This is a genomic window from Guptibacillus hwajinpoensis (assembly GCF_005144865.1).
In the GTDB taxonomy this organism is placed as follows: Bacteria; Bacillota; Bacilli; order Bacillales; family Guptibacillaceae; genus Guptibacillus; species Guptibacillus hwajinpoensis_A.
This window is the reverse complement of the sequence record NZ_SWFM01000001.1, coordinates 1,314,941-1,330,886: the sequence shown is the minus strand read 5'-3', so window position 1 is coordinate 1,330,886 and position 15,946 is coordinate 1,314,941. Positions and strand designations below refer to the sequence as shown.

17 protein-coding genes, 1 pseudogene and 1 other annotated feature are annotated in these 15,946 nt (G+C 39.1%); of the genes and pseudogenes, 11 read left to right on the top strand and 7 right to left on the bottom strand.

The genetic code is table 11. From position 1 onward, the window contains the following. Nucleotides 1-113 precede the first annotated feature (113 nt). Nucleotides 114-209, top strand: a complete 96-nt coding sequence (locus FBF83_RS06625) for a YjcZ family sporulation protein (RefSeq protein ID WP_136946299.1) — start codon at nucleotides 114-116, stop codon at nucleotides 207-209. Between the two features lie 109 nt (nucleotides 210-318). Here the strand turns inward: FBF83_RS06625 and FBF83_RS06620 are convergent, their stop codons facing one another. Continuing rightward, a complete protein-coding gene (locus FBF83_RS06620) occupies nucleotides 319-1,374 on the bottom strand; it encodes a fatty acid desaturase family protein (protein ID WP_136946298.1) in 1,056 nt (351 codons plus the stop codon). A gap of 146 nt (nucleotides 1,375-1,520) precedes the next feature. After that, nucleotides 1,521-1,765: a binding site (T-box leader), on the top strand. A gap of 44 nt (nucleotides 1,766-1,809) precedes the next feature. On the opposite strand from FBF83_RS06620, the gene FBF83_RS06615 reads away from it, so the two are divergent. The 3 genes from FBF83_RS06615 to FBF83_RS06605 all read left to right on the top strand — a co-directional run bounded on the left by FBF83_RS06615 (nucleotide 1,810) and on the right by FBF83_RS06605 (nucleotide 5,984). Then, nucleotides 1,810-2,808 carry a tryptophan--tRNA ligase gene (locus FBF83_RS06615; RefSeq protein ID WP_136946297.1) on the top strand — a complete coding sequence of 333 codons (999 nt, stop codon included), beginning with the start codon at nucleotides 1,810-1,812 and terminating at the stop codon, nucleotides 2,806-2,808. A gap of 85 nt (nucleotides 2,809-2,893) precedes the next feature. Next, nucleotides 2,894-5,320 (top strand): EAL domain-containing protein, encoded by a 2,427-nt coding sequence (locus FBF83_RS06610; protein ID WP_136946296.1) that lies wholly within the window; start codon nucleotides 2,894-2,896, stop codon nucleotides 5,318-5,320. 226 nt (nucleotides 5,321-5,546) lie between these two features. Further along, the gene (locus tag FBF83_RS06605; protein WP_136946295.1) at nucleotides 5,547-5,984 is read left to right on the top strand and encodes a cell wall hydrolase; all 438 of its coding nucleotides are present in this window, start codon (nucleotides 5,547-5,549) and stop codon (nucleotides 5,982-5,984) included. A gap of 236 nt (nucleotides 5,985-6,220) precedes the next feature. Here the strand turns inward: FBF83_RS06605 and FBF83_RS06600 are convergent, their stop codons facing one another. After that, nucleotides 6,221-6,826 carry an STAS domain-containing protein gene (locus FBF83_RS06600; protein WP_255435937.1) on the bottom strand — a complete coding sequence of 202 codons (606 nt, stop codon included), beginning with the start codon at nucleotides 6,824-6,826 and terminating at the stop codon, nucleotides 6,221-6,223. A 33-nt stretch (nucleotides 6,827-6,859) separates the two neighbouring features. Next, complete coding sequence (locus tag FBF83_RS06595) at nucleotides 6,860-7,063, bottom strand: hypothetical protein (RefSeq protein ID WP_240687996.1); 204 nt, start codon at nucleotides 7,061-7,063, stop codon at nucleotides 6,860-6,862. 356 nt (nucleotides 7,064-7,419) lie between these two features. Here FBF83_RS06595 and FBF83_RS06590 point away from each other — a divergent pair, with 356 nt between their 5' ends. Both FBF83_RS06590 and FBF83_RS06585 read left to right on the top strand, forming a co-directional pair. Next, nucleotides 7,420-8,937 (top strand): BCCT family transporter, encoded by a 1,518-nt coding sequence (locus FBF83_RS06590; RefSeq protein ID WP_136946292.1) that lies wholly within the window; start codon nucleotides 7,420-7,422, stop codon nucleotides 8,935-8,937. Between the two features lie 96 nt (nucleotides 8,938-9,033). Next, nucleotides 9,034-9,732 carry a peptidase E gene (locus FBF83_RS06585; protein WP_136946291.1) on the top strand — a complete coding sequence of 233 codons (699 nt, stop codon included), beginning with the start codon at nucleotides 9,034-9,036 and terminating at the stop codon, nucleotides 9,730-9,732. Nucleotides 9,733-9,799: 67 nt separating this feature from the next. On the opposite strand, the gene FBF83_RS06580 is transcribed toward FBF83_RS06585, so the two are convergent. After that, nucleotides 9,800-10,624, bottom strand: a complete 825-nt coding sequence (locus FBF83_RS06580) for an STAS domain-containing protein (protein ID WP_136946290.1) — start codon at nucleotides 10,622-10,624, stop codon at nucleotides 9,800-9,802. Between the two features lie 113 nt (nucleotides 10,625-10,737). On the opposite strand from FBF83_RS06580, the gene FBF83_RS06575 reads away from it, so the two are divergent. Continuing rightward, nucleotides 10,738-11,067: a winged helix-turn-helix transcriptional regulator gene (locus FBF83_RS06575; protein ID WP_240687995.1), complete on the top strand. Its 330-nt coding sequence runs from the start codon at nucleotides 10,738-10,740 to the stop codon at nucleotides 11,065-11,067. Nucleotides 11,068-11,112: 45 nt separating this feature from the next. Here FBF83_RS06575 and FBF83_RS06570 read toward each other — a convergent pair whose 3' ends face one another. Continuing rightward, entirely contained in the window at nucleotides 11,113-12,687 is a 1,575-nt protein-coding gene (locus tag FBF83_RS06570) for a peptide chain release factor 3 (protein WP_136946289.1), read from the bottom strand. 144 nt (nucleotides 12,688-12,831) lie between these two features. Here FBF83_RS06570 and FBF83_RS06565 point away from each other — a divergent pair, with 144 nt between their 5' ends. After that, entirely contained in the window at nucleotides 12,832-13,260 is a 429-nt protein-coding gene (locus FBF83_RS06565) for a flavoprotein (protein WP_136946288.1), read from the top strand. A gap of 192 nt (nucleotides 13,261-13,452) precedes the next feature. Here the strand turns inward: FBF83_RS06565 and FBF83_RS06560 are convergent, their stop codons facing one another. Together FBF83_RS06560 and FBF83_RS06555 are read right to left on the bottom strand one after the other, a co-directional pair. After that, on the bottom strand, nucleotides 13,453-13,734 hold the full coding sequence (locus tag FBF83_RS06560; protein WP_136946287.1) for a hypothetical protein: 282 nt from the start codon (nucleotides 13,732-13,734) through the stop codon (nucleotides 13,453-13,455). Between the two features lie 290 nt (nucleotides 13,735-14,024). Beyond that, nucleotides 14,025-14,492: a nucleoside deaminase gene (locus tag FBF83_RS06555; RefSeq protein ID WP_136946286.1), complete on the bottom strand. Its 468-nt coding sequence runs from the start codon at nucleotides 14,490-14,492 to the stop codon at nucleotides 14,025-14,027. Nucleotides 14,493-14,680: 188 nt separating this feature from the next. On the opposite strand from FBF83_RS06555, the gene FBF83_RS06550 reads away from it, so the two are divergent. The 3 genes and pseudogenes from FBF83_RS06550 to FBF83_RS06540 all read left to right on the top strand — a co-directional run bounded on the left by FBF83_RS06550 (nucleotide 14,681) and on the right by FBF83_RS06540 (nucleotide 15,921). Further along, entirely contained in the window at nucleotides 14,681-15,022 is a 342-nt protein-coding gene (locus FBF83_RS06550) for a potassium channel family protein (protein WP_136946285.1), read from the top strand. A 446-nt stretch (nucleotides 15,023-15,468) separates the two neighbouring features. Beyond that, nucleotides 15,469-15,564: pseudogene (locus tag FBF83_RS06545) on the top strand (30S ribosomal protein S14); the annotation flags it as partial. Between the two features lie 18 nt (nucleotides 15,565-15,582). Further along, a complete protein-coding gene (locus FBF83_RS06540) occupies nucleotides 15,583-15,921 on the top strand; it encodes a hypothetical protein (RefSeq protein ID WP_136946283.1) in 339 nt (112 codons plus the stop codon). The last annotated feature ends 25 nt before the right edge of the window (nucleotides 15,922-15,946 follow it).

Sequence of the window (15,946 nt, the reverse complement as noted above, 5' to 3'; positions counted from 1 at the left end):
TGCTCCATCCATAGATCGAAAAAGTATAATTAAAAACTTGAGCGAACGCCCATCCATTACTTTGAGTCTTGCATAGTATGTAGTAATCCATGATGGAAAGGAGGTCATACTCCATGGGATACGGTTACGGCAATGGGTTTGCTCTAATTGTAGTGCTGTTTATTCTCCTTATCATCGTAGGTGCAGCTTTTGTTGGAGGAGGCTACTAATTCTCTGAAGATTGGCTGTATTAGGCAGAATATTTCTGTCGATAGAGCATGGGTTGAATAATAAACACGCAAGAAGGCTGATTTCATTTAATCAGCCTTTTCTTGTGCGCTATTTATCTGTCAGCTTTCTTGGAAGAATTGCTTTCGGGTTTAATTTGTTTCCTAGAGATCCATAAGCATTCTTGTTCATAGGATCGATTAGCTCATTGTGCTCGAAATAAACACGAGGTGTTTTCCATAATGCAATAAGAGCCTGCGACATAGGCATTTCGTGATACCGTTCTGGCCACATGTTTTTAATATGTTGCTTAACGAGTGGGTAATATTTTGGATTCATCCCAGGAAAAAGATGATGCTCCGTATGGTAGGAGAAATTGAAATGGATCGTATCCACCCACTTTGGAACTGTCACCGTCAAACTGTTGGCAAGTGGATCATTCACAGGGGTTAGTGGGTTAAGCCTGTGATTTGTTGATATATAAGCCATAACAATAAAGTTAGCGATCAGAAGTGGGATAAGAAAGGCAAATAGCCATTTTGTAAAGCCAATAATGAAAATAAGACCTAACCATGTCATCCAGGGAAGGATCGTTTGTAACCATACTTCCGGTTGCTTACGTGGTTTGAATTCCTTTACATACACTGTAAACATTTTGAGTGAATGAGCCGTAAATTGAACTGTAAGGGATGTAAAGGCGAAGAAAGCACGTACAAACAAAGGAAGTTGATAGATCCATCTAAATACTCTTAATTTCGAGATTCTCTCAAGGGTAGGCCAAGCATCTGGATCATTTTCATCGTGTTGTGTATGAACATGATGATTCAAGTTATGCCATTTTCTCCACAGCTGTGGTCCAGTACTTAGCGGCCAAAAGGCAATAGCCCCCAGAAGATCTCGAAGCCATGATTTCCGGACGACAGTCCCATGCAGAATTTCATGACCTAGAAAGCCAAGACCTGCAAAGCAAGCACCTATAATTAAGGAGAACATCAAGTTCACTAGTGGGTGTAATTCCAGTAGTCCTATCACAAGAAAACAGCTTATTGTTATTACTAAATATGTAAGTCCCCCAATTAATCTGCTCGGGACGGGTTTAAAAGCTTCTGTAGGCATGTGCTTCTTAATACGAGCAGCATACCAGCTGAATGAATGTAAGTCGTTCATTGTTGTCTCCTTTCATTTTGATATCCTGGTTTCATTTAGGATAGTCATATAATTCCATAATGTACGGAGGAGGTTTAAATTATTCAGTTATAAAATGGAAAAGTGTTGATCTTTTTTATGTGTAAAGTTAGAATAATAAAAAAAATAGTCTAGCAATGAAGAAGAAGAGTACTTTCGAATAGCACTTCAGAGAGCTGATGGTAGCTGAGAATCAGCGTGCGCGAAAAAGGAATGGGCTTCTGAGCTACCGAACTGAACACATAGTAGGCTTCGGCGGAGCGTCTTACCGATACAAAAGACACCTTATCGAAATGTCTTCGTTCCTGTAAGGTTAAGTGCGTTTACAAATGTAAGCGAATAAAGGTGGCACCACGGGTTTCTCGTCCTTTTTGGATGGGGAGCCCTTTTTGTGTTGTCTAAAATGGAGGAATAGAGATGAAGAAAACAGTTCTAACTGGGATTAAACCAACTGGTCAAGTTCATCTTGGTAATTATAGTGGGGCGATCAAGCCTGCCCTTAATCTTGCCAAGAATGAAGATCTTGAGCCGATTTATTTCGTTGCTGATTATCATGCATTAACGAGCGTACGAGACCCGAAACAGATGAAAGAATTTTCATATGGCATTGCAGCTACATGGCTTGCATTAGGACTTGATCCTGCGAAATCAATTTTCTATCGCCAATCTGATGTACCTGAAATTTTTGAACTATCCTGGATTCTTTCATGTTTTAGCTCAAAAGGTCTAATGAATAGGGCTCATGCCTACAAAGCGGCTGTTGAACGAAATAATGAAGCAGGACGAGAGCCAGATGATGGTGTAAACATAGGGTTATTCACTTATCCAATTTTAATGGCATCCGATATTCTTCTTTTCAAATCTAATCTTGTTCCAGTTGGAAAGGACCAGATTCAACATGTCGAGATTGCAAGTCGTCTTGCTGAAGGATTCAACAAGCAATTTGGTCAAACATTTTCAATACCGGACTATGTTGTGGAGGATTCAACTGCAATCATTCCAGGTCTAGATGGAAGGAAAATGAGTAAAAGCTATGATAACACTATTCCTTTATTTGAAGAATCTACAAAACTTCGTAAACTAATTAATCGTATTAAAACGGATTCTTCACTCCCAAATGAACCGAAAAATCCCGATGATTCAGTTGTATTTGCACTATATCAAGAGTTTGCGAGTGATAAGGATATAGAGGGAATGCGTGAACGATTTGAGCATGGAATTGGATGGGGCGATGCCAAAAGTGAACTTTTTCGAGCAATGGACTCTTTCCTTGAGGAACCTCGGAGAAAGTATAACTATTACATGTCGCATACAGACGAACTGGACTTAGTTCTTGAAGAAGGAGCAAGGAAAGCTAGAGAAAAGGCTCGTCCTTTTCTAAATGAGATTAAAAGAAAGCTTGGAATTCGTATGTAATGAAGTATTGTCTTAAGTTTTGTCAAATACTGTCCGATAAAAGATGAGAGTAGAACATCACAGATGATATCGGAGGAATAACTATATGATTCAAATGTCTGGACAGTATAATTTATGGATCATGATTCTTTCCATTTTCATAGCTATTATTGCATCTTATAGTGGACTTGATCTTGCAGGAAGAATAACCCATGCGAAAGGAATACGTAAGTGGACTTGGGTAATTGGAGGAGCAGGTGCAATGGGAATTGGCATCTGGTCTATGCATTTTATTGGCATGTTAGCATTTTCAATGTCAGTACCAGTAACGTATGATGTTTCATTGGTCTTCCTTTCCATTGGAGCATCTTTTATGGGGGCATTTATAGCTCTTCTGGCAGTAGGTAGTCAGAAACTGACGAATCGTAGACTTTTGATAGGTACTGTTTTTATGGCGAGTGCGATCATTGCAATGCACTATATCGGTATGGAAGCAATGGACATGGTAGTGATTACATACAATCGCTGGCTTCTATCTCTATCAATAATCATTGCAGTAGGAGCATCTTTTACAGCTCTTAAACTATCATTTGCGTTTTCGAAAGCTAATCCTACTAGACATGTGTTTTTGTGGAAAGTCATAAGCGCTAGCATTATGGGGCTTGCGATTGCAGGTATGCATTACGTAGGGCTTGAAGCTGCAACATTCGAGTTAACTTCAGAAGGAAATGATACGTACGGTGAAGGGCTAAACACAACGGCTCTTTCAATTGTTATTGCGATGTGTACGTTATGCATTCAAACCATTTTAATCTTTGGAATTGTGACAGAACGCAGATTTATTAAGCAGTCAATCGAGCTTAAAGGAAATGATTATCGCCTTCGCTCTCTCCTCTCCTATAGTATTGATGCGATTATGACCCTATCTGTTGAGGGCAGGATTCGCTCTCTCAATCCAGCGGGGGAGAAGTTATTTAGCGTTAAGAATGAACAATTGAGTAACATTAATCCGATGGATTTCTTTGAGAAAGATGATTATGAACAAATGCGTAATCATTTTCGTAAAGTGCATGAAACAAAGAAAGCAGTCAGCTTGAATACGAAAGTTTATACATTCCAAGGGGATGTGAATGAGTTAAATGTTACGTTTGTTCCAATCTATTTAAACAATAAGCTAGATCGTATTTATGCAATTACGAAAGACATCACGAATCAACGAAAAGCTGAGCGAGAAACGCAACAAATGGCCTATTACGATGCACTGACCCTTCTGCCAAACCGTCGATTCTTCGGTGAATATCTAGAGAAAGTCTTAACAGGAAAAGAAGACTGTTGTGACGTTGCTGTAATGATGCTTGATCTTGATCGGTTTAAGGTAATCAATGATGCACTCGGACATAACACGGGAGATGAGTTTCTTGTATCTGTTGCCGAGCGTCTCCAATCTTGCGTTGAACCCTATGGGTTTCTTTCGAGGCTTGGAGGAGATGAGTTTGTCGTCGTACTTAATGATTTTCAGAAGATATATCCTGACGAACTAGCCGATCAAATTGTAGCATGTTTTAAAGAACCTTTTCTTGTAGGTTCCCATGAGCTTTCAACATCAGTAAGCATTGGTATTGCGCTGACACCTGATGATGGAAAAAACGTGGAATCTCTAATGAAGCATGCTGATATCGCTATGTATTCAGCGAAAGGACGAAACAGACAAAAATACCAGTTCTACTCCACTTCAATGGGGAAAAAAAGCGAATTAAGATTAATCCAAGAAAGTTCGCTCAGGACAGCGTTGCAAGAGAAGGAGTTCGTTCTTCACTATCAGCCACAAGTTAAGTGTGAGGATGGTTCCCTATCTGGTGTCGAAGCGCTCGTTCGTTGGCAACCTAAGGAAGGGAAACTCAGATATCCGAATGATTTTATAACACTTGCTGAAGAGACTGGGTTAATCATTGAACTTGGAAGTCAGGTTCTTGATATGGCATGTGCGCAAGCAAAGAAATGGAGCGACATAGGAAATTCGATTCGCGTCTCAGTTAATTTATCAGCGAAACAGTTCCAGACAGAAGAGCTGATAACAACAGTGAAAGAAACGATTGAACGCTATCACCTTGATCCTTCCTTAATCGAGCTCGAAGTGACAGAGAGCATGACAATGGAGAATTCAACACGCTCGTCATGGATGATTACCTCATTACGAGATCTTGGTGTTAGCATCTCAATCGATGATTTTGGTACAGGTCATAGCTCGCTTAGCTATTTAAAAGACTTTTCCATTAATCAGGTAAAGATCGATAAATCATTTATCGATGAATTGACTCACAATGTGAAATCAGACCAAATTACAAGTGCGATCATTGCGATGAGTAAGCAATTAAAGCTTCACGTAATTGCTGAGGGTGTAGAGACGATAGAGCAAGCGCAATTTTTATCAGAAAAGGGTTGTGATAGCATACAGGGATATTTCTTTAGTAAGCCTGTTACGTCTGAAGAGATTGAATCAACCTACTTAACAATTGGTCAATCACTAACATAGTGAAATTTTGATAGTAGTTCAGCTTAAATGTCTGGAGTCTTTTATTGTTAGGCTCTTTTCGTATACTTTGTTGCTAGAAGAGTAGTAGTTGATTTGCTCTCCTGCCCGCTTTCCACGGAGTGATTTTACTGATCTGGAACCTCATGTAACTAAATTTAATGAAAAAGATGTAAAAGGAATGACATCAAAGTAGGCAACTTTCATACAATACTTTTGGGGTGAGAAAATGCCAAGAGTAAAATATACAAGTTCAGATGTTGATTTAATGGCAAGGATGATGAGAGCGGAAGCGGAAGGTGAAGGACAACAAGGGATGCTATATGTTGGAAATGTCATTGTTAATCGTGCTCAAGCTGATTGTTTAGACTTTGTAGATTTAAGGACAATTCCGCAAGTCATTTATCAAGTCCAAGGAGGAAATTATTCTTTTGAAGCTGTTCAAAAGGGTAATGTGTTTTACCATAGAGCGAGATCTGCTGAGAAAAGGTTAGCCAAAAGGAATTTGGATTATTGGAGACAGCAACCAGGGAAATATGCTCTTTGGTATTTCAATCCATATGCGCCATGTCCTCAAACATGGTACGGTCAACCTTTTGCCGGTCAATATAAAAATCATTGTTATTATGAACCAGCAGCTGGAACGTGCGCAAGTGTTTATAGATGAGCTTATTCTAATCGATTCACACATAATATCAAACACCTAGCCATTGCGCGCATAGCGCTGGTTGGGTGTTTATTTATTTCTGATTAGCTTAAGAAAATCTGACAGTTAAATCAACCTCTGAAGTAAAGAGATAGTAGAAGAAAAATTGGAATGGCATATGTGTGCTATAAAGAAAAAGGACTGCCGGTGGGGCAATCCCTTATTCATTCCTATAGTAATCGACAAACAGTCTTCATTTACTCTTTCACTAATTTGTAACCGATCCAATTTAAAGCTTGTTTAAGGTTTGATTCAACGATGATTTGATCAAAGTCACTATGTGATTGAACGGCTTTTAAAGCAAGGTCAGGCCGAATGCCTGTTACAATCATTTGCACACCGATTAGCTTTAGAGATTGACCAATTTTCAAAAGATTCATGGCACTGTTCGAATGAATGTTAACAAGACCTGATAAATCAAAGATAAGATAATCCAGGTTATTACTCGCACTTTCAGAAAGTGCGATTTCCATTATTCGTTCAGTCCTTCCTTCACTCACGTCACCTATAATTGGTAGAATGGCCACTTCATCCGAAATTGGTACGATCGGAACTGACAACGATTCGATTTCGCTGTTGGCTCTTTCTAACTCAAGCACATTTCCAAGTAGATTCGCCATTGCATTGAATAGATCCACATGATCCTCTGTGTACTTGAACGGCTTAAGATCAAGCCCACAAAGTGTGCCATAGTTGTCCCCATTTCGATAATAAATAGGGACACCGATTAATGAGCCGCCTCCAAGATTCTTTGTAACTTCCATGTCTTTCGTTGCTTCATGTGTATTGAGATCATTTATGATAAGGGGTTCACGACCGCCTTTAACGATGAATTGTCAGAAAGAATCACGATAAAGTGTTTCAAAATCAGAGTCAAGAATAACTTCATTCCGATTAAAAGACGAGACAATATCTACGTCCTTTTGATCATTTTTCGCTACAAAAAACGTATTTACCCCAACGAACTTACTGATCACTTCGAGAACATCACTTGAAGCTTCCTCAATCGATGCATAAGTAGGGAGAGTGGAATTGTTCAAATTGATCACCTCTTTCATAAGCTATTTCTTTTCTTAGTCTAACCCCATGTTAACGCATTACAGGACAGAATGAAAATGTAGTTAACTATCCTATATCATTCGCAAAGAGTATGAAGGGTAAAGATTGATACTCTTTGTCTTCTGTTTCTAATTCTTTGAAAATTAATTTCATATATATTGCAATTTAATGTCTTAAAACTTCTCGTTAAGGGTATGAGAAGAAAAGGAAAATGAGGACAATAATTTTTGGAGAACAACAAGTGGATTTAAACCCTTCACTCCGCGGGAAGAATCTGAAATTATCTTTCGAGAATTAAGCCTGTCCATTAAAGAAATTAGTACATAGAGGTGAGTTAATGAGAAATGCAACATCGGTTTTTTGGTATAGTTTTGTCATTTGTGCTCTTATTGTTTTATGGGGAGCTGTAGCACCAAGCCATTTACAGGAGGTTACAACTACTGTCACCACATTTATTTCTAGTCGCTTTGGGTGGTATTATTTACTGATTGTCATGGTGATTCTGGCTTTTTGTGTATACCTCATTTTTTCTAGGTTTAAAGATATTAAGCTTGGCAAAAAGGATGATCAGCCTGAGTTTAGTCTACCAACATGGTTTGCTATGCTGTTTAGTGCTGGAATGGGCATGGGACTAGTCTTTTGGACAACTGCAGAACCAATTTCACACGCTTTTAAAAATAGCCCAAGTGGGGAGCTTGGAACGCCTCGTGCCATTGAAGAAGCGCTTCAATACTCATTCTTTCATTGGGGAGTTCATGCATGGGCAGTATATGCACTTGTAGGTTTAGTACTAGCATATTTCAAATTCCATAAAGGGTATCCCGGATTAATAAGTGCTACACTCATTCCGTTGTTAGGTGAGAAAAGAATGCAGGGTCCACTAGGGTATTTAATTGATACGCTTGCAGTAGTGGCCACTGTAATTGGAGTAGCCGCCACACTTGGATTCGGCTCAGCTCAAATTAATGAAGGCCTCTCGTTTTTATTTAATACCCCAACAAACTTTAAAGTTCAACTCATTATTCTTGCAATATCTACATTCTTATTTATTGTGTCAGCATGGTCAGGACTTAATAAAGGTATTAAATATCTAAGCAATAGTAACATGATCTTAGGTTTCGTATTGATGATAATGCTATTAATTGTTGGGCCTACACTTTATATAATGAATATGTTCACTGGAACTCTAGGTGGATATATTGCGAATTTCTTTGATATGAGTTTCCATATTGAGCCTATGAATGCCGATAGCCGTTCTTGGGTTAATGGATGGACAATATTCTACTGGGCATGGTGGATCTCATGGTCACCATTTGTAGGTATCTTTATTGCTAGAATTTCTAGAGGACGTACAATCAAAGAATTTATGCTTGGTGTATTGTTTGTACCAGCGATTGTTTGCTTTATTTTCTTTGCAGTCTTTGGTGTTTCTGCACTTGATCTTCAACAGAGTGGAATTGCCACCATATCGGACTACTCAATTGAAACAGCTACATTTGCGGTCTTGCAAGAGTATCCACTTGGAACGCTTATGTCATTTATCACCATTATTGTTATTGCAATCTTTTTCATCACATCAGCTGATTCAGCGACATTTGTATTAGGGATGCTTACAACCTCAGGTTCATTAAATCCGGCAGCGCCAATCAAAATTGTATGGGGTTTATCATTATCTGGAATGGCTGCAGTCATTGTTTATTTTGGAGGAACACAGGGGCTGCAGAATATGCTAATTATCGCAGCATTTCCTTTTTCAATTGTCGTGCTAATGATGGGTTACTCATTCTATCGATCAGCAAGTAAAGAAGTAGTATCCAAAAGAAAAAGAGAGAGCGAACATCAAAAAGCTATGTAATAAAAAGAGGCTATTCAATTGAATAGCCTCTTTTTTGGCAGGAACAAACAGGGTACGAATGGAATGGTTTTTGAGTAATAAAAGGAGGAAGATGTGATGAAGCAAATTATTGCAATGGGTGGTGGGGGATTTTCAATGGAAGCTGATCACCCAGTATTAGATGAGTACATTTTAAAACAGTCTAAGAAATCATGTCCGAAAATATGTTTTATCCCAACTGCTAGCGGAGATGCTGAAGGATATATTGCAAGGTTTTATGCTTTTTTCGAGAAACAACAGTGTATCCCTACGCACTTATCTCTCTTCAAACCTCCAGTTCGAGACTTTGAGGCATTTCTATTAAATCAGGACATTATCTATGTCGGTGGAGGAAATACAAAGAATTTACTCGTCTTATGGAGAGAATGGGGACTTGATGTTGCTTTGAAAAAGGCTTGGGAAAAGGGGGTCATTCTAGCTGGAATAAGCGCCGGAGCGATTTGTTGGTTTGAAGAAGGGGTGACAGACTCTTATGGTGATGAACTTGAGTCGATCACTTGTCTAGGTTTTTTACATGGAAGTAGCTGCCCACACTATGATGGTGAAGTGGATCGAAAAAGAATGTACTTTCATCTAATGGAAACACAAAAGCTTCAAGGAGGTGTTGCATTGGATGATGGGGTGGCCATTCACTATGTGGGGCAGAACATAAAGAAGATCGTCAGTTCAAGACGTAATGCGTATGCATATAGTGTGAAAAATAAAGATGGGATAGAAGAGAAGAAGCTTGATACATATTTCCTGGGGGATGCTTGAGTGTTCAACCCTTATAGGGGAAAATAAAAAAGGACCATTTTGGTCCTTTTTGTCGTCGAAGAAATGATTACGAATCAATCATCCCGAGCTCCTGAAGAGCATCTGAAAGATTCTGTTTAATTGTTAATGCATTTAGATCAAGTCCAAGTGAGACGACTCCAATCGCTACTTCAGAGCTAACACCAGTCACAATAATTTCTACACCCATTAATTCAAGCGAATCAACAATCTTGAAAAGGTGCTGAGTCATCATTGTGTCGAGTGTTTCAATACCAGATAAGTCAAGGATGAGCGTGCGGATTTTCTTTGCACTAGACTCAGTTAGCGTACGTTCTAAGATCAGATTGCCGCGTCTTTCATCGATGTCACCAATAATAGGACAAATGGCTACGCGATTCGAAATTTTAATAATTGGTACAGATAGCTCATCAGATTGATAATACTCAGCTTGAAGACTTTGAGCTGCTTGCATCAAGTGATTCTCCGTATAGTAATGAAGATATTCATTAATAAGCGGGTCAATTAATTTAGTAATCGAAATAACTTCTGATACGGTTAAATCAATCTCTTTACTATATTCATCAATATAATTGAGAAGAGCTTGCTTGATGGAAGAGACACTCATTAGTATCGATTCAAGAAGGCCAGTCATTCTGCGTGCTTCTTCAAAGGAAGGCAAGTCATCATTCGTGTAAGACACTTCACCGGCTTCAATGGACTCTGCAAGAGAGGCAACGATATGGTCATAGAAGGTGTTTGGAACGACGTCTGGTAGCTTTTGTTCATTACTTGCAATTTCGCAGGTAGATCGGGCGTTTGCTGTAATTTGGTCCTTATGCTTTATAATAGACTGTCCTAGAATATGGACAGAGGTTGAGTAATGTACGGACATAGAAACTCCCTTCTAAATCAACGGTTAACTTGTGGTAATATAAACTTATCTTACTATATCTCACTTTTTTGTGAAGAAGTATATTGTTATATACCTGGAGGTGCTGAGACAATTTGAACAGCTCAGTAGAGAATATGAAGACAACCCTTGATGTTGTTTGTGGAAAATGGAAAGCTGTTATATTACTTGAATTAGTAAAGCAGCCTCTTCGATTTAGCGAGTTCAAAAGAGTAATTCCTCGTATTCCACATCAAACCTTAATAAAGCATCTGAAAGAACTTGAGGAAGATGGATTAGTCAATAAAGAAGTATCTGATGACATACCGCCCAAGGTGCAATACTCGCTGACCGAATATGGTCATTCTCTCAAAACACTCCTTCATACAATGGAAGAGTGGGGGAGAAATCACGGAGTTCGATGTGAAAAGTTGCTTACGAAATAAAACGAACGTGTACTCTCGAGTACACGTTCGTTTTGTTCTATCATATTACCTGGATTCTCTTAATGGAATATCAGGGTTTTTATCTTGGAACCAGCGAAGGGCAAAGTCGTTTTGGAATAGAAGAACAGGTCGCTTAAGCTGATCATAGACAAGCATGTTGCGGATGCTATCGACTTTATCTTCAGGGTTATCTGTTTCAATCCAACGTGCATGCTGGTGAGGCATTGTATCAAATTGAATATCGACATTGTATTCGCCTTTCATCCGGTATTCGAAGATCTCGAACTGTAGTCGACCTACAACACCGATTACGATTTCATCCCAATGCGCAGTTCGGTATACCTGAATGGCACCTTCTTCAGAAAGCTGCTGCACACCTTTATAGAAGTGCTTCTGTTTCATCGCCTTTTGCGCACGTACTTTAGCGAAATGCTCAGGTGGGAAAGTAGGTAGGGCACCGAAGGAATAAACATTCTTCGATCCAACGAGAGTGTCGCCTATTTGGTACGTGCCAGAATCGTAAAGACCTACGATATCACCAGGATAAGCTTTATCGACATTACCACGTGAAGAAGCGAAGAATAGCTGACCTTGAGATAACTTCATGCTTTTCCCTGTTCGCTCAAGCCATGCTTCCATCCCTTTTTCAAACGTACCGGAAACAATTCGTAAGAATGCTACACGGTCACGGTGAGCGGGGTTCATGTTCGCTTGGATTTTGAAGATAAAGCCTGAGAATGTTTCTTCATCCGGCTTTACTTCACCTTCAGAGCTTTCTCGAGGAGCTGGAGATGGTGCAAGGTCAAGGAAGTGATTCAGGAATGTAGGAACACCAAAGCTTGAGATGGCACTCCCGAAAAAGACAGGTGTTTGCTTACCAGATTGTAGCGCTTCTTCACTATAAGTCGCTCCTGCTTCATCAAGTAACATCACGTCTTCTTGTAGTTGATTAACGAGATCTTCTCCTGCTTTTTCTTTTAACACAGGATCTTCAAGATCTGAAATCTGCATCGCTTGCTTGTTGTCGCCTTCCGTATCATAGAATTCGACTGCTTTCTGATGACGATCATAAACTCCCTGGAAGGACTGCCCGATTCCAATTGGCCAGTTCATAGGGTATGATTCAATTCCAAGCACATCTTCAATTTCTTCAAGAAGCTCAAGTGGCTCACGACCCTGACGATCCATTTTGTTAATGAAAGTAAAGATTGGAATGCCGTGCTCACTTACAACTTTAAAAAGTTTCTTCGTTTGTGACTCGACCCCTTTAGCGGCATCAATAATCATTACAACACTGTCGACAGCAAGAAGTGTCCGGTACGTATCTTCACTGAAGTCTTCGTGTCCTGGTGTATCAAGAATGTTAATGGTATGTCCCTTGTAGTTAAAGTTCATTACACTGGACGTAACAGAGATTCCACGTTGTTTCTCAATTTCCATCCAGTCAGATGTTGCATACTTGGACGATTTCCTTGATTTAACGGTACCAGTTGAACGGATCTGTCCACCAAGGAATAGCAACTTTTCGGTTAATGTTGTTTTACCAGCATCGGGGTGAGAGATAATCGCAAATGTCCGTCTCTTCTTTATTTCTTCTTGTAATTCTTTATGGTTAGTCATTATGTCATTTAGTCCTTTCAATATCACTTCTTATGTAATATAACATATTCTTAAGGTTGTTCCTATTGCATGTAGGGAAGGGAAAGGATGAATGGATTGCGCCACTTCCTATAGAAATTAGTAATTGAAAGGGGATCGATTAAAATGAGTGGATTTCAAGAATTTCTTGATGAATTTCTATCAAGCTGGAGAAGATCATCCATTGACGAACTAAAGTCCTACATAAGTGAGAGTTATCAAGCTAGAGAAGTGACAAGTCAATCGGAGGTTTATGATTTTCATTATGAAGAATCGATTCAGGGCTGGGAGCAGGCATTCCATGCATTTGAAAAAGATGGGACTGTCTGGGTCCTCGAACAGGTTGCCGTTACGCCACTTCGTCGAAATGAGATGCTTGCGATCATTCATGCTTCGATTAAAGTGGATGGAGAACAAAGTGAGACGGGGAATGTGTTCTTCGATACATTTCGAAAAGGTGTACAAGGAAATTGGAAGCTTGTAAGAAGTTATATAGAAGCTGGTGTACCAATTAGGAATATGTCTCTGCTTCATAATAAGGCAGGAAATGACTAAGGTAGAAGCTACAATCTTATAAAAGCATTAATTCGGTACCCATATGGCGGTAAAGTGTGTATGGTAAAAGTTTCACATTATGAACGAGTACTAGCGATCTCTATGTAAGATGAAATTGAAGTAGGAATAGACCCTAATGAAAGCAAAGTGAAATAGCACCGGAGTTATTCCAGTGCTATTTCACTTTGTCCATTATTCTTTATCTTTCTTCTTTCCAAATAGTTTTTTAGAAGCTCCTTTAATTACATTTGATGCTGTATCAACTGATTTGCCGACCACTTTATTTCCTGTATTACTTACATTTTTTACGAAGTCTGTTGAGGCATCCGTGGCTTTGCCCACTAGACCGTCTTTTCCGCTAACAGATTTAACAATATCATTCGCTGTGTCAGCGGATTTATTTACAAGGTCACTTGCCTGTTTCGATGTCTTCTTGACGATATTTTCTTCTTTTGTTGCATCTTTCTTAGACATCATAATCCCTCCTTCGCGAATTTGATACATCACTATGCTTATGAAATGATTGCATGAAATATGAGTATATGAATTTAGGAGGTATAAATGAGAATGTAGGTTGATTTGAAGTGTTTTTGTCTCAGCGTATTAAGATAGAAATGATTTTTTTTGGAGGGATTGGGTGTTAAATAGGAGTGAAAAGAACTAACGATAATCCCGTATATCCAAATAGGGTTATCGTTAGTTGAAATTGAGGGTTTTGCGTGGAATGAGAATGTTTACCTCTCTCCACAGCAGTCCTTATGAGATTAATAATCGATTCTTCCCATCTGTTTTTGCCAATTCCTAAATGGTTCGTGCTTCTCCCTTATTTCTATATGGTGAAATGGAATCGTTCGTTGTGGCGGTTCTTTACCAATTTCTTGATAAATCATCGCATCATCAAAACCAGCATCAGCAGCTTCGTGTCTAGTTGCAGCGTAATAGACCCTCTCAAGTCGTGCCCAGTAAATCGCTCCAAGACACATTGGACAAGGTTCACAACTCGCGTATATGACACAGCCGTCAAGCTTATGTGTACCAAGTTTTTTACAAGCATTTCTAATTGCAACAACTTCAGCATGTGCGGTAGGATCATGCTTCTTCGTGACCTGATTCATCCCTTCACCAACCACGACACCATCTTTCATAACGATTGCACCAAAAGGTCCACCTTTCTTTTTTACACTTTTTGAAGCTAGTTGAATAGCAGCTTTCAGCCAATCTTGCTCATTCATCCTCACCACTCTCCAATCTTATAAGTAATTAGACATAACCCTCTGTATTCCCTACTTTAAGAAATAACTTTCAAGAATGGTAATGAATAAATGACCATGGCATTCTTCCTGTTATTGTTATGCTAAAATAACCTACTGTAGTTGTATAGGATTAAACTAGATTACATTATCTCTTAAAGGAGCCATTTATGATTTCATTTCTTCTCACATTAAAGAGAATGCTCACGGCGTTATGGAAAGCGATAAAAGATGAGGAATTCCAGGTTCTTTTCTTTTTAACGACAATTACGCTCATCTCAGGTACTATTTTCTATCACACAGTAGAGCATTGGTCGGTACTGAACTCACTCTATTTTAGTGTTGTTACGTTAACAACAGTAGGTTTTGGGGATTTTAGTCCACAAACTGATTTCGGTAAGATATTTACAATCATTTATTTGTTTACGGGAATTGGTCTTATTCTTGGGTTTATTAACAAACTCGCTTTACATATGGGGAGAAGTAGGACAAATAAAAAAGACAAAAGTTAATAAGAACAAACGTGAGCTCAATTGTCATCAGATCAGTTGAGCTCGTTTTATTAATAGGCTGATTTCGTAAACATTGTTGCTATAGCTGGTTAATTTCCGCTCCAGGATGCTCGCTTTCCGGGGCGGGCGGTGAGCCTCCTCGTCGCTTACGCTCCTGTGGGGTCTCACCTGTCCCGCTAGTCCCGCAGGAGTCGAGCATCCTTCCGCTCCAATCAGCTAAGTGTGGGTTTTATTCAATAATTGTTTCAAAAGCAACAATCTTTTAGAAAAGAGCCTATTAATAAAATGTATTGGAATAAAATAAGAGTTCAATCCTTTGCGTTATAGCGAATAGAGGATTATGATGCAAAACTAAACGTTTACGATTTATTATAATTTAAGGGTAACTTTTATTGTGGATAAGTTCCTAGTAGATGGCCAAAAGTGAAACATGTGGCATATATAATAAGGGATACTTAAGAGAATTTAGAATGTCTAGAATTGCGTTTCGTGAATATGCTCATAAGGGGCAGATCCCTGGAGTGAAGAAGTCAAGCTGGTAAAAGGGTAGGGGAAGATAGATGGATTGCAATGAACATTTAATGAAGATGCTCGTTCGTGAAATCGTGGCAAAGCTTCCTGAGAAGGAGAAAGCCCTCTATCAGTTCATAGATGAACTGGAAGTAAGGTTAATTGAATCAGCTGCTACACCAGATCAATACCTTAATCTTCTTAAGAAGTATTCTCCTTATCATGAAGCAGCGAATCGTTTTGATATCTCACCTTATAAAGCGAGAACAATGATGCATCGGATTGAATGGAAGATTGCCGCAAAATTAGAAGAAAAGCTTCAGCATCTCAAATGGTTGGAGCATCCTTCGAATGGAAAAAGAATAAAAAAAGGTTATCTCACATTCTAAACGAAGAGAGGAGGCTCGTCATCGA